The 20,854-nt window shown below is 66.0% G+C and carries 21 protein-coding genes and 1 tRNA gene; 4 read left to right on the top strand and 18 right to left on the bottom strand.

Going from position 1 to position 20,854, the window contains the following annotated elements; all coding sequences use genetic code 11:
- Window positions 1-10: 10 nt before the first annotated feature.
- The 7 genes from NV1_RS18340 to NV1_RS18310 all read right to left on the bottom strand — a co-directional run bounded on the left by NV1_RS18340 (window position 11) and on the right by NV1_RS18310 (window position 8,237).
- Window positions 11-688, bottom strand: a complete 678-nt coding sequence (locus NV1_RS18340) for a response regulator (RefSeq protein WP_067892872.1) — start codon at window positions 686-688, stop codon at window positions 11-13.
- 70 nt (window positions 689-758) lie between these two features.
- Window positions 759-1,607, bottom strand: a complete 849-nt coding sequence (locus tag NV1_RS18335; protein ID WP_067892870.1) for an ABC transporter permease — start codon at window positions 1,605-1,607, stop codon at window positions 759-761.
- The gene (locus tag NV1_RS18330) at window positions 1,595-2,485 is read right to left on the bottom strand and encodes an ATP-binding cassette domain-containing protein (RefSeq protein WP_157117104.1); all 891 of its coding nucleotides are present in this window, start codon (window positions 2,483-2,485) and stop codon (window positions 1,595-1,597) included. Before NV1_RS18330 ends, NV1_RS18335 begins: the two co-directional genes overlap by 13 nt.
- Window positions 2,482-3,798, bottom strand: coding sequence for a lanthionine synthetase C family protein (locus NV1_RS18325; protein ID WP_067892866.1), 1,317 nt, complete (start codon window positions 3,796-3,798; stop codon window positions 2,482-2,484). Before NV1_RS18325 ends, NV1_RS18330 begins: the two co-directional genes overlap by 4 nt.
- Window positions 3,785-6,733, bottom strand: coding sequence for a lantibiotic dehydratase (locus NV1_RS18320; protein WP_169813346.1), 2,949 nt, complete (start codon window positions 6,731-6,733; stop codon window positions 3,785-3,787). Before NV1_RS18320 ends, NV1_RS18325 begins: the two co-directional genes overlap by 14 nt.
- Window positions 6,723-7,703 carry an LLM class flavin-dependent oxidoreductase gene (locus NV1_RS18315; protein ID WP_067892862.1) on the bottom strand — a complete coding sequence of 327 codons (981 nt, stop codon included), beginning with the start codon at window positions 7,701-7,703 and terminating at the stop codon, window positions 6,723-6,725. Before NV1_RS18315 ends, NV1_RS18320 begins: the two co-directional genes overlap by 11 nt.
- A 6-nt stretch (window positions 7,704-7,709) precedes the next feature.
- Entirely contained in the window at window positions 7,710-8,237 is a 528-nt protein-coding gene (locus tag NV1_RS18310) for a hypothetical protein (protein WP_169813345.1), read from the bottom strand.
- A gap of 630 nt (window positions 8,238-8,867) precedes the next feature.
- Between NV1_RS18310 and NV1_RS18305 the strand changes: the two genes are divergently transcribed.
- Both NV1_RS18305 and NV1_RS18300 read left to right on the top strand, forming a co-directional pair.
- A complete protein-coding gene (locus NV1_RS18305; RefSeq protein ID WP_169813344.1) occupies window positions 8,868-9,581 on the top strand; it encodes a dienelactone hydrolase family protein in 714 nt (237 codons plus the stop codon).
- 390 nt (window positions 9,582-9,971) lie between these two features.
- On the top strand, window positions 9,972-10,862 hold the full coding sequence (locus NV1_RS18300) for a hypothetical protein (RefSeq protein ID WP_067892853.1): 891 nt from the start codon (window positions 9,972-9,974) through the stop codon (window positions 10,860-10,862).
- A gap of 62 nt (window positions 10,863-10,924) precedes the next feature.
- Here NV1_RS18300 and NV1_RS18295 read toward each other — a convergent pair whose 3' ends face one another.
- On the bottom strand, window positions 10,925-11,215 hold the full coding sequence (locus NV1_RS18295; protein ID WP_157117101.1) for a hypothetical protein: 291 nt from the start codon (window positions 11,213-11,215) through the stop codon (window positions 10,925-10,927).
- 457 nt (window positions 11,216-11,672) lie between these two features.
- Between NV1_RS18295 and NV1_RS46825 the strand changes: the two genes are divergently transcribed.
- Window positions 11,673-11,909: a hypothetical protein gene (locus NV1_RS46825; protein WP_169813343.1), complete on the top strand. Its 237-nt coding sequence runs from the start codon at window positions 11,673-11,675 to the stop codon at window positions 11,907-11,909.
- Between the two features lie 141 nt (window positions 11,910-12,050).
- Here the strand turns inward: NV1_RS46825 and NV1_RS18285 are convergent, their stop codons facing one another.
- The 4 genes from NV1_RS18285 to NV1_RS18270 are packed head-to-tail and all read right to left on the bottom strand — an operon-like array spanning window position 12,051 to window position 14,178.
- Window positions 12,051-12,473 carry a hypothetical protein gene (locus tag NV1_RS18285; protein WP_067892848.1) on the bottom strand — a complete coding sequence of 141 codons (423 nt, stop codon included), beginning with the start codon at window positions 12,471-12,473 and terminating at the stop codon, window positions 12,051-12,053.
- A gap of 46 nt (window positions 12,474-12,519) precedes the next feature.
- Window positions 12,520-13,359 carry a helix-turn-helix domain-containing protein gene (locus NV1_RS18280; protein WP_067892846.1) on the bottom strand — a complete coding sequence of 280 codons (840 nt, stop codon included), beginning with the start codon at window positions 13,357-13,359 and terminating at the stop codon, window positions 12,520-12,522.
- Entirely contained in the window at window positions 13,356-13,871 is a 516-nt protein-coding gene (locus tag NV1_RS18275) for a DUF6879 family protein (protein ID WP_067892844.1), read from the bottom strand. Before NV1_RS18275 ends, NV1_RS18280 begins: the two co-directional genes overlap by 4 nt.
- Entirely contained in the window at window positions 13,852-14,178 is a 327-nt protein-coding gene (locus tag NV1_RS18270) for a hypothetical protein (protein WP_067892953.1), read from the bottom strand. The genes NV1_RS18275 and NV1_RS18270 overlap by 20 nt, the downstream gene beginning before the upstream one ends.
- Before the next feature lie 435 nt (window positions 14,179-14,613).
- Here NV1_RS18270 and NV1_RS43615 point away from each other — a divergent pair, with 435 nt between their 5' ends.
- A complete protein-coding gene (locus NV1_RS43615) occupies window positions 14,614-14,766 on the top strand; it encodes a hypothetical protein (RefSeq protein ID WP_157117099.1) in 153 nt (50 codons plus the stop codon).
- Between the two features lie 88 nt (window positions 14,767-14,854).
- Here NV1_RS43615 and NV1_RS18260 read toward each other — a convergent pair.
- The 6 genes from NV1_RS18260 to eno all read right to left on the bottom strand — a co-directional run bounded on the left by NV1_RS18260 (window position 14,855) and on the right by eno (window position 20,386).
- Window positions 14,855-14,928: transfer RNA gene (locus tag NV1_RS18260), tRNA-Leu, on the bottom strand.
- 66 nt (window positions 14,929-14,994) lie between these two features.
- Window positions 14,995-16,461, bottom strand: a complete 1,467-nt coding sequence (locus NV1_RS18255) for a peptide MFS transporter (protein WP_067892841.1) — start codon at window positions 16,459-16,461, stop codon at window positions 14,995-14,997.
- 426 nt (window positions 16,462-16,887) lie between these two features.
- Entirely contained in the window at window positions 16,888-17,853 is a 966-nt protein-coding gene (locus NV1_RS18250; RefSeq protein WP_067892839.1) for a Ppx/GppA phosphatase family protein, read from the bottom strand.
- Window positions 17,840-18,382, bottom strand: coding sequence for a DUF501 domain-containing protein (locus tag NV1_RS18245; protein WP_373864625.1), 543 nt, complete (start codon window positions 18,380-18,382; stop codon window positions 17,840-17,842). The genes NV1_RS18250 and NV1_RS18245 overlap by 14 nt, the downstream gene beginning before the upstream one ends.
- 5 nt (window positions 18,383-18,387) lie before the next feature.
- Entirely contained in the window at window positions 18,388-19,059 is a 672-nt protein-coding gene (locus tag NV1_RS18240; protein ID WP_067892835.1) for an FtsB family cell division protein, read from the bottom strand.
- Between the two features lie 37 nt (window positions 19,060-19,096).
- Window positions 19,097-20,386 carry a phosphopyruvate hydratase gene (gene eno, locus NV1_RS18235; protein WP_067892834.1) on the bottom strand — a complete coding sequence of 430 codons (1,290 nt, stop codon included), beginning with the start codon at window positions 20,384-20,386 and terminating at the stop codon, window positions 19,097-19,099.
- Between the last annotated feature and the right edge of the window lie 468 nt (window positions 20,387-20,854).

Below are 20,854 nucleotides of genomic sequence, written 5' to 3'. Positions count from 1 at the left end.
GGATGAGTGCTCAGCGCACCAGACCCGCCGCGTGCGCGAGTACCACCAGTGCGACCCGATCACGACACCCGAGTTTGGTGAGCAGATTGCGGACGTGCGTCTTGACCGTCGTCTCCGCGATGCACAGCTGGCCGGCGATCTCGATGTTCGTATGCCCGGTACCGATCAAACCGAGCACGTCGAGCTCGCGCGGACTCAGCCGGACCAGGGCCTGATGCGTCCCGGTGTCCCGTCCCGCGGGCGGCTGCTCGGTTGCGGTGTGGCCGCGCCGATACGCGTCGAACAGGTGCGTGGTCGCCGTCGGGGAGATCACCGCGCCGCCCGCGTGCACCGCGCGAATGGCGGCCAGAAGTTCGTGCGGCTCACAGTCTTTGAGTAGAAACCCGGCGGCTCCGGCCGAGACCGCGTCCACCACATAGGCGTCGACGTTGAACGTGGTCAGCACGATGACCCGCGGGCGCGGGCCCGCGCGGGTGATCTCCCGAGTCGCGGTGACGCCGTCCATATCCGGCATGCGGATGTCCAGCAGCAGCACATCCACCGGTTCGGTGCGGCACAGCCGCACCGCGTCGCGTCCGGTCCGCCCACCGGGGAGGACCCGGAAATCCGGCTCGTCGGACAGCAACATCTCGAATGCCGAGGCGACCAGCGGTTGATCGTCCACGACCGCGACGTTGATCGGGCTCACTCCGCCCCCTGTACGGCTCGTCCGGAGGTCCGGTCCGGTGACCGGCGGTGCTCGCTAGGAAAGGATAGCGTCAGTACTGGCCGAGCGAGCCTCGTCGCCGGCTGGTGTGCAGACCCCAGCGGAGTAGCAGTGCCCCGGCGGGCACGCTGAGACATGCCCAGAGGGTCAGCGGCAACGCCGCGGCCAGCACACTGCGGATACTCGCACCACCGAGCAATGCGGCCCGCAGCAGATCCAGAGCGGTCGTGGTGGGCAGGAAATGCGCCACCGCACGCATCCACCCGGGGAGGGCGTCGACCGGGTAGAGGACGCCGGACAGCAGCGTCATCGTCGTCACCACGAACCAGGTCACCGGATCACCGCGCTTGGTGACCAGCACGGTTCCGCATCCGGCCATACCGAATCCGCCGAGGGCGATCAACGTCAGGAGCAGGCTCACGATCACGCCGCCGACGTTCACATCGAGATGAAATCCCAGCAGCACCTCGAAAAGCCCCATCATCGCGAACGATCCGATCGCGGTGGCCGCACAGCCGGTGAACGCGGAGAAGATCATCATCCGGGTGATGCCCGGAGGGGAATCCGCCACCGATTCCAGCGTCCCGGTCATCTGTTCCTCCTGCACGTATCTGCTGAAACCGTGCAGGGCCACCGCGACGAATCCGGTGAACACCGTGCCCGAGAGGAAGTACGAGACGATATTTCCGCCGTATCGAGTTATCTCCGGAAAAGTGTTGCCGCGCTGCAGGAATGTACCCATGAAGGCGAATTGCGCCAATCCGACGACGCTGGTCACGCCGCCGAGCACCATGGCCGTGCGGTAGGTCCGCCGTTCCCAGTACAGCCGCAGCAGATAGACGCCGTATTGGCGAAACCAGTTGTGCCGGTCCATCTTCTCTCCCGGATCTAGCGCAGCCATGGGGTATCCACCACCTGTTCCACCGCCATGCCGGTCGCTTCCACGAGACCGACCACCTCGGACATCTTCATATCCGTCGGCACCTCGATCGCGAGTTTCCGCCCCTCGACGGCCGTGACGTACCTGGCCGACAGCGGGGTCGGGTCGAATCGCAGCTTGCGCGATCCGACGACCGTCACGGTGCGCACCCGCTCGGCGTCGTCCCCGCGCTTGTATGCCGGATCCGTGATCTCGGCGGCGCCGTCGGCGAGGGTGACCACCTTGTTGACCACGCCTCGCACATCGGCCATCTCGTGTGTGGTGAACACGGTGGTCAGGCAGTGCAGGCGACGCTGTTCGACGACGTCCACGACGACGGCCGTTCCGTCGTCGTCCAGATTGGCGAACGGCTCGTCCAGGACTATCACCGGCGGAGTTCCGATCAACGCCCGCGCCAGGCCGAGTCGTTTCCGTTGTCCCAGTGACAGTTCCATGAACTTGGTCCTGGTATGCGCGGTCAGGCCGACCTGTTCGATCAGGTCGGCGCGTTCGCGAGACGCACTGGGGCCGAACCGATTTCGCAGCGATTGGAAGTACCGCAGATTCTGGTCCACGGTCAGCCGGAAGTAGAAGGCGCGCTCGGAATACATGCTGACACCGATCAGTTCGGCGATCTGCCGCCGATGCCGATCGGTGGCGAAGCCCGCGACCAGCACACTTCCGGAGGCGGGCAGGATATTGCCGGTGATCAGGCGCAGCAGCGTGGTCTTGCCGGAACCGTTGCGGCCCAGGACCGACACGCAGTCGCCCGACTCGAGACTCAACGACACGTCCCGCAGGACCCGGATGTCGCCCGCGAAAACCACCTCGGCGTCCCGGATCTCGATCAGTGGGCTCATGACGGCCACCGTCCGGTGAACATGCGCACCGCGTGCAACGCATCCGGCGGCGCGGCCAGTGACACCAGCGCCACGGCCGAACCGCCGGATCCGTCCAGCAATCCGGGTGAATCCAGAGTCGGACAACTGGTTTGGACGTTGTCGAAGCCGAAGACTCGCTCGGGATTTCGTTGCGCGAGGAGTCCTGCGACGTTGTCGTGCACCGTCTCCGCACCGAGCATCGCCCGCTCCAGCACCAGCTTTCCGGCCGTGCCGTGACACAGCGTCGGGTTGTCCAGGCCCATATCGTCGGCGGTCCGGCCGGAGGTGTCCAGCAGGCGGGCGAGCAGGCCGGGATGGCGGGCCGCGAGATACCGGCTGTTGTGGAACGGCAGGGCGGCACCGAGATTGCCGTAGCACCAGGCGTATCGGGAACGTGCGCAATCGGATCCGCGATCACCCGCGCGAAAGCGATGCAGCGGCACGTTCGCCGGAACGTCCAGCCCCGCCGGGGTCGTGGACACCTCGACGAGCAGATCCGCGAGCCGATCGGTGGCCTCGACGACGAGATCACCACCGATCCCACGATCACACGCCTGCCCGAGAAGGTTGAGCACTCCCGCGATACCGTGCGCGAATCCACAGTTCAGATAACCGGCCCACAACTCGGGCCGCAACCGTCCTTCCAATTCACCGACCTTCTCCGGCGGAGTCCACAATCCGCCCGGCGAATCCACCAGAGCCAGGGCGGCCAATTCGCCGATCGCCCGCACCGCCGGCTCGCGCAGCGCCGTTTCCGCTGCTGCCGTGGTCATCACGTACGTCACGGCTCCGGCGAGGCCGACGATCACGTCGTAGAAATCGGTCGCCACACCGGCATGCGCGTCGACCCGCTGGAGTTCGCGCCGCAGTTGTGCCGCCAGCACCGCATCGACGTCGACGATCGCGCGCACGTAGCGTTCGCCCTCGCGGGACAGCGCTCGCAGGCAGAAGGCCAGAGCGCTTGTGCCCGAGAACAATCCGATACCGGCCGTCGGAGTGTCCGGGAAGCTGTCCGCGGCGGCGCGCACGTGTTCCATCGCGCTGCGATCCCAGCCGCCGTCCGGATCCAATTGATCGGCGGCCGAATACACCAGGGCCATACCGAGATCGCCGTGCCCGATGCCGAGGGGCTGCCAGGTGATATCGAGTTCGGGGTCGAACCCGTAGGGGAACGACATCGTCCTGGCTCGCTCGGCATTCGACCGGAACAGGTCCATCAGTTCCCAGCCCTGGTCCACCGCGAGCCGTTCGGCCGGGCAGTGCGCTGTCATCGCCGATCTATCGCCCGGCATCGTTCTTCCATCCCTTCGTCGTCATTTCGGTGTTGATCAGCCACATCGCCGCGAACTCCTCGGCGCGCGTCAGGCCGAGCCGGTTGCACATCAGATGGCTCGCGCTCTGCAGTATCTCCGGTGTCCGGACAGCGCCGACCAAAGGCGCGGCCCAGAATTCGCGCACCGCGGATTCCATTCGCGCACTCGCCTCGTCGCGGACGACGGTTCGCCCGCGCAGGTTCTTCTTGACGTGGTGGGCCGCCTCGGCGAGTTCGTCGAGATATCCGGTGACCGCGACGCCGACCGTGGCCCGCAGCATGTCCTCGTCGGGCGAGATACCCGTCAGCCAGCCGGACAGGACTCCCGCCGCCCGTTCGATGCCGTCGCGGATTCCGGTTCGCTCGGCCGACGGCTCGGCCATCACCGGCAGCAACGGCAGCATCACGCCGGTCTCGAGACAGAACAACCGCTCGTAGCTCGGCAGGCTGGCGACGCCGCCGTATCGTTCCAGTTCGCGGTGATGGATCGGGAGGCAGAACTCGCCGATCGCGCCCGCGAGCCGGGCCTCGGTCAACCACTCGAGCGCGCGGTCCAGTTCGGACAGCGGCCGATGTATCCGCACCCTGAGCTGCCCGCCGGTGTTCTCCCGGTACCTGACGAAGTACCACTGCCCGTCCAATTCGGGAACCGCCGCACGGAAGTCCGTGAGCACCCGATCGGTCAGCGTGGCCGCGAGCCGCACGGTGAGGTAGGTCCACGCCCCGCCCGGAGCGAGCAGACGCTGGGCGTCGGAACGACCGTCGAAGACCGGATGCCGCACGGCCCGTTGCGGTTTCACCGCCCTCGTCGAGCTCGCCACGGTGACGACGACCTCCGTCGCATGCCGCCGCCCCGCGCTGTCGGGGACCACGCCCAGGGCATCCGGATCGGGTGCGTCGTGAATCCAGCGGTGCCCCTTGGCGATTTCCTCCACCAGCAGATCGAGGTGCAACGGGTGGCGGGTGTCCAGATGCAGCCGGTTGTCCATCTCGCCGACCAGGATGTACCGGCCCACACCGGCTTCCGACAGCCAGGCCGCCACCGTATCCGTCTCGGCGGCAACCGATTCCGGGCACCGCCACCGTCGTTCGGCGATAACGACGCTGCCGTAGCGCACCTCGGGAAAATAGTGCAGGGTGTCGTCCAGGTCCCCCCACCCCCAGTACGGGCGGACGATCCCGTCGTCGGAGATGTCCCGGAGCAACCGGACCAGCTTGGCGCTGGTCTGCACCGCCACCATGTTCAGCTGCTGGCAACGCAGCGGGGTCCCGTCCGCGAGGAAAAGCCGGACTCGGTCACCGACCAAGCCGAGATGAACGTCGGCCAGGCGAAGCGTGCGCCCCGAACTGCCGGTGGGATCGGAATTCACCACCAGCGTCGCGGGAAAGAACTTTCCGGTGGCGGCGACCTCGTTGACGCCGTCGCGACTGCACGCGTAGTCGATATCCGCCACGAGCCCGGTCCCGCCGGTTCGCTCCGTCGACCACCATCGGGTCTCCCAGGCCGCACACCGCCGCGCATGAGCGTCCGCCCGAACGATTCCGGGAGTGAAGCGACCCACAGCCGCGCCGCCGGGGAAATTCGCCCCGACCACGGTCGAGGTCGGGCCCGCCGAATCCCGGTGCAGCCGAAGGAAGATGTCGTATCCGGAGGCGAGTTGGTCGGGTTCGGGCAAGTCGGACAGGTCGTCATCGGTGATGACGACCGTGTCGGCGTCGGCGCGGCGGGCCCGATCCAGCAGGCGGCCCCGCAGCTCTCGCTGTTTGCGCTCCTCGGGAGTCGGGACCCGTCGGGGCACACTGCCGGGATCGTCGTAGCCACGCGGGAAGCCGATCCCGAGTTCCTCGTCCACCACCCGCACAAGCGGAACCAGGGTGAAGCCGTAGCGTTCCTGGAACTGTTCGCAGAACTCGTCCAGCGTGATGTCCCGGCTACCGAACAGCGCGGTGCGGGTGAGTACGTGCACAGCGTTGGCGGCATCATCGGCGCAGGTGGCCGGAATACCGCCCCGCGCAGCGAGTTCCACATCCACCCGCACATCCTGCTGAATCTCGCCCTCGGACCGGCAGGCGTCCAACAGGGCTCGCAGTGCGTCGGCCGACTCGGTGGGCCGCGCGCTCGCGTAACGATCGATCGCCGCGCGGATCTCGGACACCCGCGCGGTGTCCGGCAGCCGATCCAGCACGTCGACGTCGAAGAACGTGGCATCCGCGGTGCTGAGCAGAACCTCGGCGTCGATCAGCTGGGTGACGAGTTTTTCCACGGTCTCCCGCGAAACGTCCGGATAGCGCGCCGCGATTCGGTCCTCGATATCACGGCGCGGGCGCGGCGTCGCCGCGAACTCCCGAGCCAGAGTGACCGGCCCGGTCGCCCGCACCGAGGCCACATCGTGGGTCGAAACACTGCCGCGCATCACCGCGACGACATAGCGCCCGCCGCGTTCCATGACGGCCGGATTGGCGACGAGATCGACCGCGGGACCGCCGCGGACACTCTCGGCCAGTCGTCGCCCCAGTGCCCTGGACGCGAATACCAACCGGCGATGTTCGCTCGCGAGCACCGGTTCCTCATTTCCCAACGGCAGCATCGCCATACCGGCGAATGTGCCGAAAGGAGTACAGCGCGAACTCAGGCGCAGCGCGTATTTGAGCAATCCCCGGTGAATTCGCCGGCGTTTCTTGAGCGGGATTCCCGATTCCCCGGTTTCGAGCGCCCGCGCGGTTCGCTCGGCGAGTACCGGGCTGGCCAACAGGACCGCCTCGCGCAACGTCGCGTCCGACCACAGTTCCCCGATCGCCTTCGGATCACCCCATTCCGCGGGAAAATCCGGATATCGGTCCACCGCGCCGATCGAGCAGCGCAGCGCGGCGAGTTCGCTCACGGATTCCGGAAGAGGCCGTTCATCAGCAGACATCGGCAATACTCCACTCCGACAGGATTTCTCGTACGTCATTCAATGCCTCGCCGACACCGTGACAGGCCGCCACCGCCGCGATGTGCAAGGCGATTTCATCTATTCCGCATCGGGCGTATGCGCGCATTCGCTCGGCGATCTCCGCCGCCGAGCCGTAGCAGAACAATCCGGAATCCAGCGCGGCCGCGGCGGCTCGCGGAGCATTTCCCGGTTCGACCGCGACACCGCAGCGTCGCGCGGTCGACACGTAATGTTCCAACGCCAGGTGACCGCCGATTCCGATATGTGCCAGGCGCCGGGCGTCACGACCGGGCCGAGCCACCGCGACATGCAATGTGGCGACCAGATGCGGCCGCGGCCTGTTCGCCCGAGCCGCGGCCGATGCCATCGGCCCGATCAGGTGGTCGCGAATGTATTCCGGTGTGCCGAGCCAGCTCATGGCTACGTCCGCACACGATCCGGCGACTCGCGCCATCGCCGGGCGCAGCACCCCGACACCGATTCGAATGTCCGGAGCCGCAATGGAGTACAGCAGGGGCGGCTCGGCGATTCGGGCATGATCGCGCCGGGCGGCCGCATCGGATGCCACCAGCATCGCCCGCATATCGCCGAGATAGCGGCGCGTACTGGCCACGGGCGCGGGGTCGGGCGCGCCGCGCAGCAGACGCTGCACGTTCCGGCTTCCGGGCCCGACGCAGTACATCATCGGCTGCCCGCTGATCACCGCCAGTGAGCGCGCCTCCAGCGCCGCGCGCGCCGGGTGCTGCAACGTCGTGAGCATGACAGCGGTCCCCAGCGCGGGGCGGATGCCGCGCCCCGCCAGATGGGCGAAGGTCGTCGCGGTGTCCACACCGTAGGATTGGCCCTGCCAGAGCCGTTGCAGAAGTGGAGATTCCGCCACCAGCCGGGCCGGTTGTTCGGCCTGCTCCGGGACTGCGGGCGCGTTCGGAAGCACCAGGGATACGCGCATCGGCGGCTACCGGCCCGACCGCAGTTCGACCGCGTCGAGCTTGGTCGCCGCGAACTCGATGAATGCCCGGTCTCCGGTCGCCAGCACCGCCCGTATCAGGCGCATGTCGATCATCTCGCGCGTCTCGATCGCCAACGGCGATCGACTGTTCGCCAGACAAGGGCCGCCGTAGAGCCACAGCGCTGTGCGGACGTCACCGGCCCGCAGTGCGGCGAGCAATTCGACCGCATCGATGACCATCGGCGTCAGCACCCGATAACTCCCTCGCACGGGGATGAATTCGGTCTCTATTCCCAATTTCCGCGCGCGATAGGCCAGGGTCGGGATGGCCGATTTCGACGCGCAGTCGGAGAACAGATCGCGAAGCAGCGACGACTGTCTGCGTTCGCCACCGGCCAGTGCGATGGCGAGCAGGAATTCGAGTGTCCTGGTCGAGACGGACCGATGCCCGTCGACCGACTGATTGCCGAGCACCGTGATGTTGCAGCATCGGCGAGTTCCGGGTTGTCTCACCCGAAAATCAGTCGTCGTCATCTCCGGTGCTCACATATACAGCTCGGACCGTTCGGGCAGGACGCCGCCGAGCACATCGCGAACATGCTGTAATTCCTGAACGTGCCATCCGCACTGGATCGCATGACGATATCGAGATCGAATTCGGTGGTCATATTTCCCTCCGGCGCGCCGACTCGTATTGGTTTGCCGGCGTCTCACGCAGGCACTCTCACACGGCGATCACGGCAGCGGCAATGGAATGTCCCGCTTTCCGAGGAGAATCCGCAGGTCAGAACCATTCGCCTGACGTCCGTTCCGGACGTCGGGATATTTACCTGCTCGATGTACGCCGTCGTGTTCCGCGCTTGGCTATGAGCGCACTCATCGCTTTCACAGGAACGACAGCGGCAGATCGTCATGACCTATCGCGGTGGGCCGGGTCGCCCGGGGCCTGCTGGCGCGACTCTTGCGGCGCGGGTCACCGATGACGCTCCTCGGGCGACGGCTCAGCCGACGCGCGCTCGGCCGAGGGCGTCCACGGGATCGCTTCCGAGCTGTTCGGCGAGGGCGCGCTGCACCCCACCCGGCGCACCTCGAATGTTGCGGAAACGGTTGCGGTACTTCATATTTCGTGCTATGGTGGAGTTCTGGTCTGATAGCGTTGCGCGCATGAGCATCAACGCGCGGGACATCGCCTATTCCGATCTCGATACCCAGCTCACCGGAATGCACTGCTGGGACGACGAACAAACCGGTGACCGGCCGGGAATCCTGCTCATCCACGGCGGCGCCGGACTGGACGAGCACGCCCGGGGCCAGGCCCGCCGCTATGCGGCGCTCGGCTACGTCGTCTTCGCCTGCGATCTGCTCGGCGACGCGGCCGGCGACCGCGACCGGGTCGTCGCCGCCCTCACCGCACTCCGGGACGATCCCTCGTTCATGGTCCGCCGCACCCGAGCGGGCCTGGCCACCCTGCTCGACCTGCCCGGCACCAACGGGAGCGCCGCTGCCGTCGGGTTCTGTTTCGGCGGCCTGGCCGCCCTGACACTCGCCAGATCAGGGGCCGGGATCGCCGGGGTGATCAGCATGCACGGCAGCCTGACCACCGTGGCCCCGGCGAAACCCGGCTCGATCCGAGCCCGGCTGCTCATCTGCCACGGCGACGCCGACCCGCATGTTCCGCAGGCCGATGTGGCGGCCTTCATCGAGGAGATGAACAACGCCGAGGCCGACTGGCAGCTGAATATCTACGGCAACGCGCAACACGGTTTCACCCACCAACACGCCGTACCCGGCGCTATCCCCGGAGTCGCATACGACCCCGCCGCCGACACCCGCTCCTTCGCCGCCGCCCGCGACTTCCTGGCCGAGATATTCGGTTGATGCCACCCGCGACAACCCTTGCGGCGCACTGCGAACCAGCCTCGAACCAGACCTGCCGAACCCGGACGCGGGGCGACCGACAATGCGATCTACCCGCGGTGTCGTAGTGCCCCCGGTCGGGCTCGAACCGACACTGGGCGGACTTTAAGTACCTCCGGCCCGCCGTGCGGGCACCGCGCCTACCTGCACCGTTACGCCGCGCTCAGTCGCATCGTTGCAGGTGAGAGCCACTAATTCGCCAGCTATTGCGCACCGCCGGCCACCGCCTGATCACCGTTGACAGCCCGCCGGGTGCCGGTGTGACGCCGGGGCGAATACCTCCGTCAGTGTCAGTCCCGCCGACTAAGATTCGACGGTTCCGTCTATGACCTTCACGAAAGGCATCCGCTCATGTCCGATGACGATATGGAGCCGTTCTATTCTGCGTTGCTGATCCGCGAGGATCCGACCGGTGCCACAGCCGCCGTGTTCGAGCCTCTCCACGAATTCTCCGGGGAAGAGGCCGACAGATATGGCTCGGCCTACACCACAGTCGATCAAATCTTAAATGTCAACGTCTTTACATACGTCAAAGCAATGCTGGGCGACCTTGTCCGAACCATTCAGCAGGACATGGAAGAACTCGAAACGGGACAGCATTCGCCTGTATCGCCCGATGGGATCATTAAAGCCGGCGTCCGAATGAGAAATTCCATACTCTCGTTCTGTTCATCACTGCACTTCCATCAAGAACATAACTACAAGCAGATATTCATCAAATTCGGAGAAGGCAGTAGCGAACATAAACAAATGCAAAAGATATTCAACCGATTGTTCGAGAAATGCCCTGAGTACCGGCTGCTGTACCACTTACGCCACACGATGGTTCACTACGCAATGGACGTGGTCAGGATCTCCGCTGGCGCAGCCCTTGTTGACGGCGAACCGAAAGGCTGGACAGATCCCAAGATTGACATCTCCGCCATGATCGAACTAAACACCGAGCTCAAAGAAAAGTACGTAGAGAAACTACGCGCCCTGCCCGAGGACCCAAGCATCATTGGGTTAGTTCCTGCCGCCATCAAAGCACTCGTCGAGGCCAACGAGAAAGTCATTAGAATTCTCCATCCAGAAGTAGATGCGGCCTGTGCCACGGTACGCGAGTTCGACAGACTTTTTGGAGATCGGACCGGCGTACGTGCCCTTTCGACCGGAAGGACAACAGCCCCGCCACCGCCCCTGCAATTCGCCTATGCCCCGTGGGCATCCAACGTTCTGCAGTACGCCAAGCAGCAACCCTAGCCAAGGCCATTCCCCGGCCGCTGCGTGGCGGCTGGTCGGATTGCCGTGGCTGCGGCAAGCACTTACCCGACCGCGCCGTGGTCAACGGCTACGGCCGACGCACAGCCCGGTTCATATCGCCGTTTCTTGCGGCCTGCGGCGTCGGCCGACGAGGCAACCGCGCTCGCCTTGGTGGCCTTGGTTCCGGCTGGCGAACTGCGCGCCGGACTGGGCTTCACGGTCAGGGTGAGCATTCGGCTGGACTTATCCAGCTTGGGCGTGACATCCAACCGCCGGTCGGGCTTGCCGTGGTATCCCACAATCGCATTCGTGAGCAGACCACGACCGCCGGGTGCGCGGAATTCCGCCCCCACCTCCACACCCTTGTAATCGCCGCCCTGCCCGACCTCCAGGTACTTTTCGAAGCTGCCACCAAGCGGTACGAGGTGGCCTGGCGTGAACCGGTGCGAGACGAATTTGGATTGCCCATCCCGGTAGACCCTGGCCGCACGGATGTACGCCTATATCCACGACGGACCGGGCACTGATCCGGCCATGCGGCATCTGCGCTCCGCGGAATTGACCGCGCCGAGGTGGCCCGGTCGGCAAAACGGCGGCGGACACCGCCCGCCGGGCAGCGCTACGCGGTGCCGCTGGACTGGTTCGAGCCGATGGCAATGGGCTCGTTCTACGAGACCATCTTCCGCCCTGCACTCGTCGCGGTCGGACTGCCAGCCAGCGCGCCCGCTGTCCCCGCCACCCCGAACGCTCCAGCCATCCCAGCGACGCGCGGCGTGCGACTGCACGACTTTGCGGCACACCTTCGCTGTGATGCAACTCATGGCGGGTACGCACTACATGCAGGTATCAAAGTGGTTGGGGCACAGCACTTTCACGCTCACGTTGAACACCTACGGCGATTGGATTCCCGATGAAGAAGGGGGCACCGGCAACGACCTGCCCGAACCACCCAAGCCGCAGGCCAACACACCGGCCGTCATTGATTCGCCTGCGCCGGAGTCCCTGCCGGGGAACGTGGTTCCGTTCCGGCGTCGGTCAGCGGGGTAGCTGGATAGAGGTCGAGCGCAGACCGGGCAGCGGCAATGACCTCGGTCTGCGCTTCGATTACCTGATCGAATGGTTGGGGGCACTTCTGCCGCGCCTCGACAAGCTCTGGGCCGGAAATCCGGTGGCGGTCCTCGGCAAAGTTCAGCGCATTGAACAGTGCTCGTGCAGTGCCTTCCGGTGCGCCTCGGCCAGATCGGCGAAGCCGTCGCCAACGAGGATACGGAACGCAGCGACATGCGGGGCCATGTCGTCGATGCGCGCCCGGAGCCGACGGTCCAGTGACCGGAGGTCATCATCAGGCTTCCAGGTCATATACCCGAGCAATTCGCGCACTACATCGTTCGAGATTTCCAGTTCAGCCGCAACAGCTTTCAACACGGCATCATTGCGCCACTTGTCGCGCTCCCGCATGTTCGCCGCCGCGATAGCGGCCCTGTTTGTGCGGTTGGTCACGCAAAGCGTGATCATCGCCCCGACGAACAGCAGCACGCTCGCCGAGAAAGACACCCACGTCGGCCACACGGGCGCGGCCTTCTGGGTGATCTCAATAATCTGTGGATGCACATGACGATCATCGCAGGTAGCCCACGGGAATTGCTCGTATATGCGCCTACGCGTTCGCCTCGCGTTGCTTCAACGCCGACGTCAACAGCGTGCGAGCAGCGTCACCGTGGACGGCGTGCTCGGCCAGCCGGTTGAACACCTTCTCGTACAGAGCAATCTCGCGCGGCTGCGTTACGGCCGATTCGGCGGTGATGGTCTCCACCAACACCTTACGTTGGTCGTACAGAACGAAATCCGTCGTACGGCGGAAGAACGCGCTGTCAGCCGGGATGATTCCAAATACCAAGCGCGGCAAGGACATTAGATCCAAAACATGCCGGAGCTGCTCGGCCATCACGGCGTCGTCTCCAACGGTGGTTCTGAGCGCCTGCTCGCCCACCAGGAAGTAGAACCGATGCCGACCTTCTCGCAGTACCCGTTGGCGTTCCACGCGGGCGGCAACTGCGGCGTCCAGGTCACGGGTTGTGTTCAGGAACTCCATGCCAGCGGCCATCAGCGCCCGCGCGTAGCCAGGCGTCTGCAACAGCCCGTGGAACACCTGTGGGTCGTACCCGCGCAGTAGTTCGCTGCGGTCTTCCATTCCGCTGATCTGGCGTTGGTGGTTGCTGTACCCGTGGCCGACGATGCGTCGCCATTCCATCCACGCCGCACTGATATTGCGCAGCGTGGCTAGCAGATCCGAGTATTCGTCTTCGGCGTCGGTGAGGCGGCACCACACGGCCAAGTCGTCTTCGCTAAGCGCCTGCGAGCCGTGCTCAATGCGCGACACCTTGGCCGCGTGCCAGCCCGCTTGCTGGGCGAGCTGGTACCCGCGCAGGCGCGCCGCAACCCTCAACCCGCGCAGGCGGGCTCCAAGGTCACGGCGCGCCTCACCGGCGTTGGTCACTTGGCGTACTCACGGTGCGGTATCGCCTTGGTCCACAGCTGATCTCGAAGATCAGCGTAGTGCCGCACTACCTCTGGATCGGTGATAGCAACCCAGCCCGGCAACGCCGAGCCGTCTCGCTCGAACACGGTGTAGGCGGCCAACTCGTCGTTGAACAGCCACCAGTCATCATCCGGAAGATCTGTCGGTGCGTCCTGCCGGGGCAACCACCGAATATCCTCGCCCGCTTGTAGATTGGCGTCCGTCGTGCCAATCGCGAACCGGGCGTAATCGCCGTGCGGCTCGGAGATCACCCGGACCCGCTGTACCGCACACCCCGCACCGGTGACCTCCCGCATGAGCGCGTGCCACCGCGCGCTCGCCGCCGGGTCTTGCTGCTCCCCGTTCAGAAACCGTTGTACCCGGTCGGCTTCTCCGGCTACGCCGCTGTAGTCGTCGCGGACCTCTAGATGGAACGCCCGGCGATGCGTCCGAAAAGCTTGTGCCAGATCATCAAACGTGAGGTGCAGCATCGCGCCTCCGCTCCGTACCAATCGGCACCTCCACGGCCGACTCGTGGTCCGGCGGCCGAATCTGTTCCAGCGCTCGAACATCCGTCACCGGCTCGCCCGTGAGCAGGAAGGTGCCGTACCCGGTGTCGTGCAGCAGCGCGCCGAAGCACGTCCCCGGTACGAGATGCCGGACCAGCCGGTGCGGAATCTCGATCGTGTCGGACCTGTCGGTACGCCAGCCCTGCGTGACGTAGGTCCCGCGATCACTGCGGAAAAGTGTGGGCGACTGCCCGTCTGTGCTGTCGCCGCCGAGCCGTTCCAGTTCCATTGTGTCTCCTCTGAAGTGGGTGGACACCTTCATCATCAGTCCGATGACGTCGCATTGCACGACCTTTCGGCGCAATATTGCGCAATTTTCTGGTTCGACCTCGGAGCATACAAATAGCGTTCAATCCGGCCCCACCGCCGGGTTGACGCCAGCGACCCCGATCCGGAATCCCCGGCGGCGGGTGCCCTCCATATGACGACGGACGGGGCACGCAATGGACCGGAGCAATGAACTGCCGCAACGAATGGTGAAGGTGGACTTCGGCAAAGCGCGACCGCCGACGGTCATGTACACCGCCAGTCCGGATGTAATCGTGAAATTTCTCCGGGCACTGCGGAACTGGAACCCGGACTACACGGTTGAGGTCGAACCGCTCGAGTACGAGGCCCGCCCGCCGTCACAACCGATGTGGTGCCTGCGGGCGTGGGAAGACCGATGAGCGCCGACACCTTCGGTTTGGTTGTCGCTGTCGGCCTGCCGCTCGCAGTGCTGCTCATTGGCGCGATTTTCTGGCCTGAGCCGATGCCAAGGGAGCGCACGGTAAAGGCGACCCGCCAGCACATCCAGGACGAAGACAGCAGCACGTAGCCGTTTACGCACCGGGATGGTGCCGGGCTGGCAAGCTTTCCCGACCTGCCACAACCCACCGAAAACAGCTCTACCTGCACCGATAATGTGCCCCCGGTCGGGCTCGAACCGACACTGGGCGGATTTTAAGTCCGCTGCCTCTGCCAATTGGGCTACGGGGGCGACCTGGTTAGCGTACCGAAGTCGTACGTCCGTCTCGGAATTCTGCGTAGGTTGGGTGGTACGGAGTTAGTGAACTCCTTCCATGAGGCGGCTGACGCGGGGGGCCAGGAGGTGGACGACGATGCCTACCACGATGGTGACCAGGCCGATGATGCCGAAGTAGGCGACCTCGTGGTGCGGGCTGTAGTAATCGGACAACACGCCGGACATGGATGTGCCGATGCCGACGGAGAAGAAGTACAGGGCCATCATCTGTGCGCGGAAGGCCTCGGGCGCGAGTTGCGTCGTCACGGCCAGGCCGATCGGGGAGATCATCAGCTCCGAGATGGCGAAGACGCCGAGGATGAAGAAGACCAGCAGCGCGGGCACCGTTTTGCCGTCGAATCCGGCCAGCAGGACGAACAGCAGGAACGCCACGCCCATCCCCATCACGCCGTAGGCGAATTTGCGTGGCGTGGTCGGAGCCCGGTTGCCCAGCCGCGTCCACGCCAGCGCGAACAAGGGTGACAGGGCGATCACCCAGACCGGCTCCTCCGAGCCGATCCAGTTCGACGGCGCGGTCCAGCCGAAGATCGACCAGTTCATCCGCTCGTCGGAGTACACCGCGAGCACGGTGAAGATCTGCTGGAACAACGACCAGAAGACGGCGTTGGCGATGAACAGCGGAATGAACGCGCGCACCCGAACCCGCTCGAGCTGGGTGACTTTCGGGCTCGTCAGCATCAGGTAGAAGTAGACGATCGATGCGACGGCGATGACGCCGGTGATCCACCATGCCACGGCGGAGAGCTCGACCAGTCCGGTCAGGCCCGCGATCGCGACCACGACGACGACCGCGGCGACGAATCCGATCACCATCGGAATCTGTCCGCGCGGCAAGGGGTTCGGGACGATACGTCCGTGCGTGCCCAGATTGCGCCGGAAGACCACGTACTGAATCAGCCCCAGCGCCATACCGATCGCCGCCGCGCCGAAACCGTAGTGGAAGCCAAGATCGGTCTGCAGGACGCCGGTGATCAGCGGGCCGATGAACGCACCCAGATTGACGCCGAGATAGAACAGCGTGAACCCGCCGTCACAACGCGGGTCCCCCTTCTCGTACAGGGTGCCCAGAAGTGAAGACGCGTTCGCCTTCAGCGCGCCGCTGCCGAGCGCGACCAGCGTCAGGCCCGCGCCGACCCCGGCCAAGCCGGGCAGTACGGCCAGCGCGATATGCCCCGCCATCACGACCACACCGCCGTAGAAGACCGTGCGTTCCATGCCCAGGACCCGGTCGGCCAGCCAGCCGCCCAGCACGGTGGACATGTACACCGCGCCGCCGTAGGCGCCGACGATGCCGGTCGCGGTGGTCTTCTCGAGCCCCAGCCCACCCTCGGTCAGGGAGTAGTACAGGTAATAACCCAGGATCGTGACCATGCCGTAGAACGAGAATCGTTCCCACAGCTCGACCCCGAACAGATTCACCAAACCGATCGGATGTCCGAACACGGTACGTTCGGACGCCCGTCCGGGCTGGTAGCCCACCTCCGTCATGCATTCGACCTTTCCACGACACGCGATTTTCCAGCAACCAGGGTGGCGGTTGCGGCGCATGATGCGAACCGGCTGCCGGTCCGCCGCCGAAGGAAGAGTAGTCAGTTCGTCGGGTCTGTGCCGATATTTGCGAGCAGAATGATCAGACTCTGAGCATTCTGCTCGCATTGGGTCAATCTCCGGAGCAATTGACTGAGCATTGTGCATCCTCGAAAACCGCATATGTGAACGCTCACAGGTGGCCGGGGGATGTGCCGACGGCCGATTTCGACCGACCGCCGACTCGGCCCGGATCACGGCCGGGAAACACGCAGCCACGCATGCGGCGCCGACTGCCGGTCGGACGAAATCCCCTGACGGCACCCCCGGGAACAACTCGCACCGCCTTCCCGTCGGCTACCGGAAACCGTTGCCGCGCACCAGGATTCAGAACAGTGACAACGCGATTCCGTCGAGGATGTCGTGTTCGCTGACGATGAGTTCGTCGATTCCCGCCCGGCGTGCCAGATCGTCCGCCAGCACTTCGGCGATCACCGCACCGCCGCCGATCACATCGACCCGGCCGGGATGCATCGGGCCCAGCGCCGCGCGCTCGTCGTGATTCATACCGATCAGCCGATGACACACCGTGCGAAGTTCGCCGAGGCTCATCCGCGTGAGATGCACTTTCTCCGAATCGTATTCGGGCAGGTCGAGCGCGACCGCGGCGATCGTGGTCATGGTTCCGGCGACGCCGACCCAGGTGCGCGCACGCTCGACCGGCACGACGCCGAACGCCTGAGCCAGCTGCTGCTCGGCGAAGAACCGCGCGGAGGCGACCTCTTCCGGAGTCGGCGGATTGCCGTGCAGGTGACGTTCGGTCAGGCGCACACAGCCGATATCGGCCGAGTAGGCGGCATGTACGCCCGCCGCGTCGCCGAGGACGACCTCCGTGGATCCGCCGCCCAGGTCGACAACCACGAAAGGCCCTTCGGCACTGGACAATTCACCGACCGCACCGGCGAAGGACAGCCGGGCCTCCTCGTCGCCGGTGATCACCTCGGCCTGCGCGCCCGGTACGACACGTCCCAATTCCGCGGCGGTCATGGCGAAGAAGTCGTCACGATTGCGAGCGTCGCGTGTGGCGGAGGTGGCGACCATGCGGACCATGGAAACCCCGGCCTCGAGCATGAGGTCCACATAATCGTGCAAGGCGACGCGGGTGCGTTCGATCGCCTCCGGATTCAGCTCTCCGGTGGCATCCACCCCCTGCCCCAATCGCACGATGCGCATCTCCCGGTGCAGATCGGTCAGCTTCGGCCGGTCCGGCGGCCCGGCCGCGACGTCCGCGATCAGCAAACGGATCGAATTGGTGCCGCAGTCGACCGCGGCCACCCGATCATTCGTCGCCATCCGAGCCTCCTGTCGAATCCGCCTGGTACTGATCGTATTTCGGCCAATCGGCCGGGATCGCGGTGCCGCGCAGACGGCCCTCGGCGGCCAGGGCGACCGCCTCGTCGCCGAACGGGTTCACCCCCGGCCCCTTGGCCAGGGCGTGCGCGATCAGCACATGCAGGCACTTGACCCGCTCGGGCATGCCACCGCCACTGAAATCGGTATCCAGCGATTCGATGGCGTCGCGCTCGGCCAGATAGCTCTCGTGGGCGCGGCGATAGGCGGCGGCCAGCCCTGGATCGGTGACGATCCGCTCGGTCATCCCGCGCATCAGACCTTCGGCCTCCTGACGGCTCGCCTCCGCGGTCAGGCGTGGATCTGTCAGGTAGTACAGGGTCGGAAACGGAGTTCCGTCGGGGAGCCGGGGCGCGGTCTTCACCACCGCGGGCTGCCCGTCCGGGGTGCGGTATGCGATGGCGAGTACGCCGCGCGGCGAACGGCCCAGCTGCCGGGCGACGATCTCGAGATCGGCGGCGCTGGGTGGGATGTCGGTCACCGGGGCTGTCCTTCCGGGGTCGGGGGTGGCGGCGTGCCGGTCTGCGGCGCGGCCGCCGGAGCCGGTTGCGGGTTGTTCATACTGCGCCACAGCTCGGTGTACCAGGGGTCGGGTTTGCGGGGTGCGGCGGTCGGGGCGGGCACCGCGGGTTGTTCGATGCCGGGGACCTGCACGATGTACGCGGTGTCCCCCGGCATCACCAGCCGCAGCCGCTCCCGCGCTTCGGACTTGATGTACGCCGGATCCTGTTGCTGAGCACGGCGATCGCGCAAGCGGGCGACGTCCTCCTCGAGCTCGCGGCGCTGCTGAGCCAACTGGGTCGCCTCGGCGCGCTGACTCAGGTAGGTGCGCATCGGCACGGCCAGGGTCAGCGCCAGCGCGCAGAGCACCGCCGCCAGCAACACCGCACGCCCGGTCGAGATACCGAGGAACCGGCGCTCGCGCTTGTCCTTCGCCTTCCGGGCGCCGGTGCGGCGCGACGACTTCTGCACGGCCAGGCCGGATTCGGACCTCGAGCCCGTGGTCCGCCGCTGCGCGGCGCGCTTACCCGCGGCCGTGCGGGCCGGCGGAGTGGAGACGGTCCGTTCCGGACGGGTGTGGGCCGACCGCGACGAGCGGCGGTCACCACGTCCGCCCGGACTGGTGCCGCGCGCCCGCCGTTCGGTCATCTCTCACACCTCCGCCGCCACAACGACTCCGACGGTACTATCCCTCGACGGCAAAGCGCGGGAACGCAACGTCCCCGGCGTAGCGGGCCGAATCGCCCAGCGCGTCCTCGATGCGCAGCAACTGGTTGTACTTGGCGACGCGCTCGCTGCGGGCCGGGGCGCCGGTCTTGATCTGACCGCTGCCGACCGCAACGGCCAGATCCGCGATGGTGGTGTCCTCGGTCTCGCCGGAGCGGTGGCTCATCATCGTCTTGTAGCCGTTGCGGTGGGCCAGGTCGACCGCGTCCAGGGTCTCGGTGAGCGTGCCGATCTGATTCACCTTGACCAGCAACGCATTCGCCGCACCCTTGGCGATACCGTCCTCGAGTCGTTCGGGGTTGGTGACGAACAGATCGTCGCCGACGATCTGGATCTTGTCGCCGATCTCGTCGGTCAGCGAGACCCAGCCCGCCCAGTCGTCCTCGGACAACGGATCCTCGATGGAGACCAGCGGGTACGCCGAGAGCAGCTCGTTGTAGAAGGCCGTCATCTCCTCGGCGGTGCGCACCGAACCCTCGAAGGTGTAGCCGGTTCCGGCGGTGTAGAACTCGGTGGCCGCGACGTCCAGGGCCAGCGCGACCTCGCTGCCGACCTTGTACCCGGCCTTGCCGATCGCGGCGGCGATCAGATCCAGCGCCTCGCGGGTGCCGCCGGCCAGATCGGGGGCGAATCCGCCCTCGTCACCCAGACCGGTGGACAGACCCTTGGCCTTCAGCTCGGCCTTGAGCGCGTGGTAGACCTCCGCACCCCAGCGCAACGCCTCCCGGAAGGTGGGCGCGCCGATCGGGGCGATCATGAATTCCTGCACGTCGACACTGGTGTCGGCGTGGGCGCCACCGTTGAGGATGTTCATCATCGGCACCGGCAGCACGTGCGCGTTCGGTCCGCCCAGGTAGCGGAACAGTTCCAGGCCCGAGGACTCCGCGGCGCCGCGTGCCACCGCGAGCGAGACGCCGAGCAGCGCGTTCGCGCCCAGGCGAGATTTGTCGGGGGTGCCGTCCAGATCCAGCAGAACCTGATCGACGGTGCGCTGCTCGACCGCGTCCAGGCCGATCACAGCCGGAGCGATCTCGTCGAGCACGCCCTCGACGGCCTTGTGCACGCCCTTGCCGCCGTACCGATCACCCCCGTCGCGCAGTTCCACGGCCTCGTGCTCGCCGGTGGACGCGCCCGAGGGCACGGCCGCACGGGTGAGCGTGCCGTCGTCGAGAGCGATCTCGACCTCGACGGTGGGGTTTCCGCGCGAATCCAGGATCTCGCGAGCTCCGACCTGTTCGATGATGGCCACGAAAACGACACTCCTTCGGCAGCAACAACGGCCCTGCTCACCGCCGTTCATGAGCAGGTCGCACGGCGATCCCGTGCGAAGCGAGCCTAACCCAGGCAATGCACGTCCACCCGAGCCACATGCCCACCAGCACCCCATACCTGCATATGCACCCACAGCAGCCCCTACAACGTATGCGGATCCACGCAAGCGGTGCGGCATCCGCCGCACCCGAAACACGAAGCAGTTCGCCACCCGACCGCCGCACGACACACTCAGCGGCGAAGCATCTCCACCCGCTCCCCACCCGACCAACCACCTCGCACCCCGCCCAGCGACCAACCACCCCCGACCCACTCTCGACCCAACCAACCACCTCGTTACGTGCCCAGCGGCGAAGCGTCTCCGTCCCGCTGGAAGTCGCCCGCGAAGCGAAAGGCTCAGCAAGACCAGCTCCAAGGTTTTCGGCGCGGGCTCGTCGTTCAGCCC

This window comes from Nocardia vaccinii NBRC 15922, assembly GCF_001613305.1.
Taxonomy (GTDB): Bacteria; Actinomycetota; Actinomycetes; order Mycobacteriales; family Mycobacteriaceae; genus Nocardia; species Nocardia vaccinii.
This window is presented reverse-complemented; position numbering and strand designations above follow the sequence as displayed.

Excerpts from the sequence above, each read along its gene's own strand:
- NV1_RS18240 (WP_067892835.1), bottom strand. The coding sequence starts at position 19,059 with ATGACCGAACGGCGGGCGCGCGGCACCAGTCCGGGCGGACGTGGTGAC.
- NV1_RS18270 (WP_067892953.1), bottom strand. The coding sequence starts at position 14,178 with ATGGAACTGGAACGGCTCGGCGGCGACAGCACAGACGGGCAGTCGCCC.
- NV1_RS18330 (WP_157117104.1), bottom strand. The coding sequence starts at position 2,485 with ATGAGCCCACTGATCGAGATCCGGGACGCCGAGGTGGTTTTCGCGGGC.
- NV1_RS18305 (WP_169813344.1), top strand. The coding sequence starts at position 8,868 with ATGAGCATCAACGCGCGGGACATCGCCTATTCCGATCTCGATACCCAG.
- NV1_RS18255 (WP_067892841.1), bottom strand. The coding sequence starts at position 16,461 with ATGACGGAGGTGGGCTACCAGCCCGGACGGGCGTCCGAACGTACCGTG.
- NV1_RS18315 (WP_067892862.1), bottom strand. The coding sequence starts at position 7,703 with ATGCGCGTATCCCTGGTGCTTCCGAACGCGCCCGCAGTCCCGGAGCAG.
- NV1_RS43615 (WP_157117099.1), top strand. The coding sequence starts at position 14,614 with ATGAGCGCCGACACCTTCGGTTTGGTTGTCGCTGTCGGCCTGCCGCTC.
- NV1_RS18320 (WP_169813346.1), bottom strand. The coding sequence starts at position 6,733 with ATGTCTGCTGATGAACGGCCTCTTCCGGAATCCGTGAGCGAACTCGCC.
- NV1_RS18250 (WP_067892839.1), bottom strand. The coding sequence starts at position 17,853 with ATGGCGACGAATGATCGGGTGGCCGCGGTCGACTGCGGCACCAATTCG.
- NV1_RS18335 (WP_067892870.1), bottom strand. The coding sequence starts at position 1,607 with ATGGCTGCGCTAGATCCGGGAGAGAAGATGGACCGGCACAACTGGTTT.
- NV1_RS18275 (WP_067892844.1), bottom strand. The coding sequence starts at position 13,871 with ATGCTGCACCTCACGTTTGATGATCTGGCACAAGCTTTTCGGACGCAT.
- NV1_RS18325 (WP_067892866.1), bottom strand. The coding sequence starts at position 3,798 with ATGCCGGGCGATAGATCGGCGATGACAGCGCACTGCCCGGCCGAACGG.
- NV1_RS46825 (WP_169813343.1), top strand. The coding sequence starts at position 11,673 with ATGCAACTCATGGCGGGTACGCACTACATGCAGGTATCAAAGTGGTTG.
- NV1_RS18300 (WP_067892853.1), top strand. The coding sequence starts at position 9,972 with ATGTCCGATGACGATATGGAGCCGTTCTATTCTGCGTTGCTGATCCGC.
- NV1_RS18310 (WP_169813345.1), bottom strand. The coding sequence starts at position 8,237 with ATGACGACGACTGATTTTCGGGTGAGACAACCCGGAACTCGCCGATGC.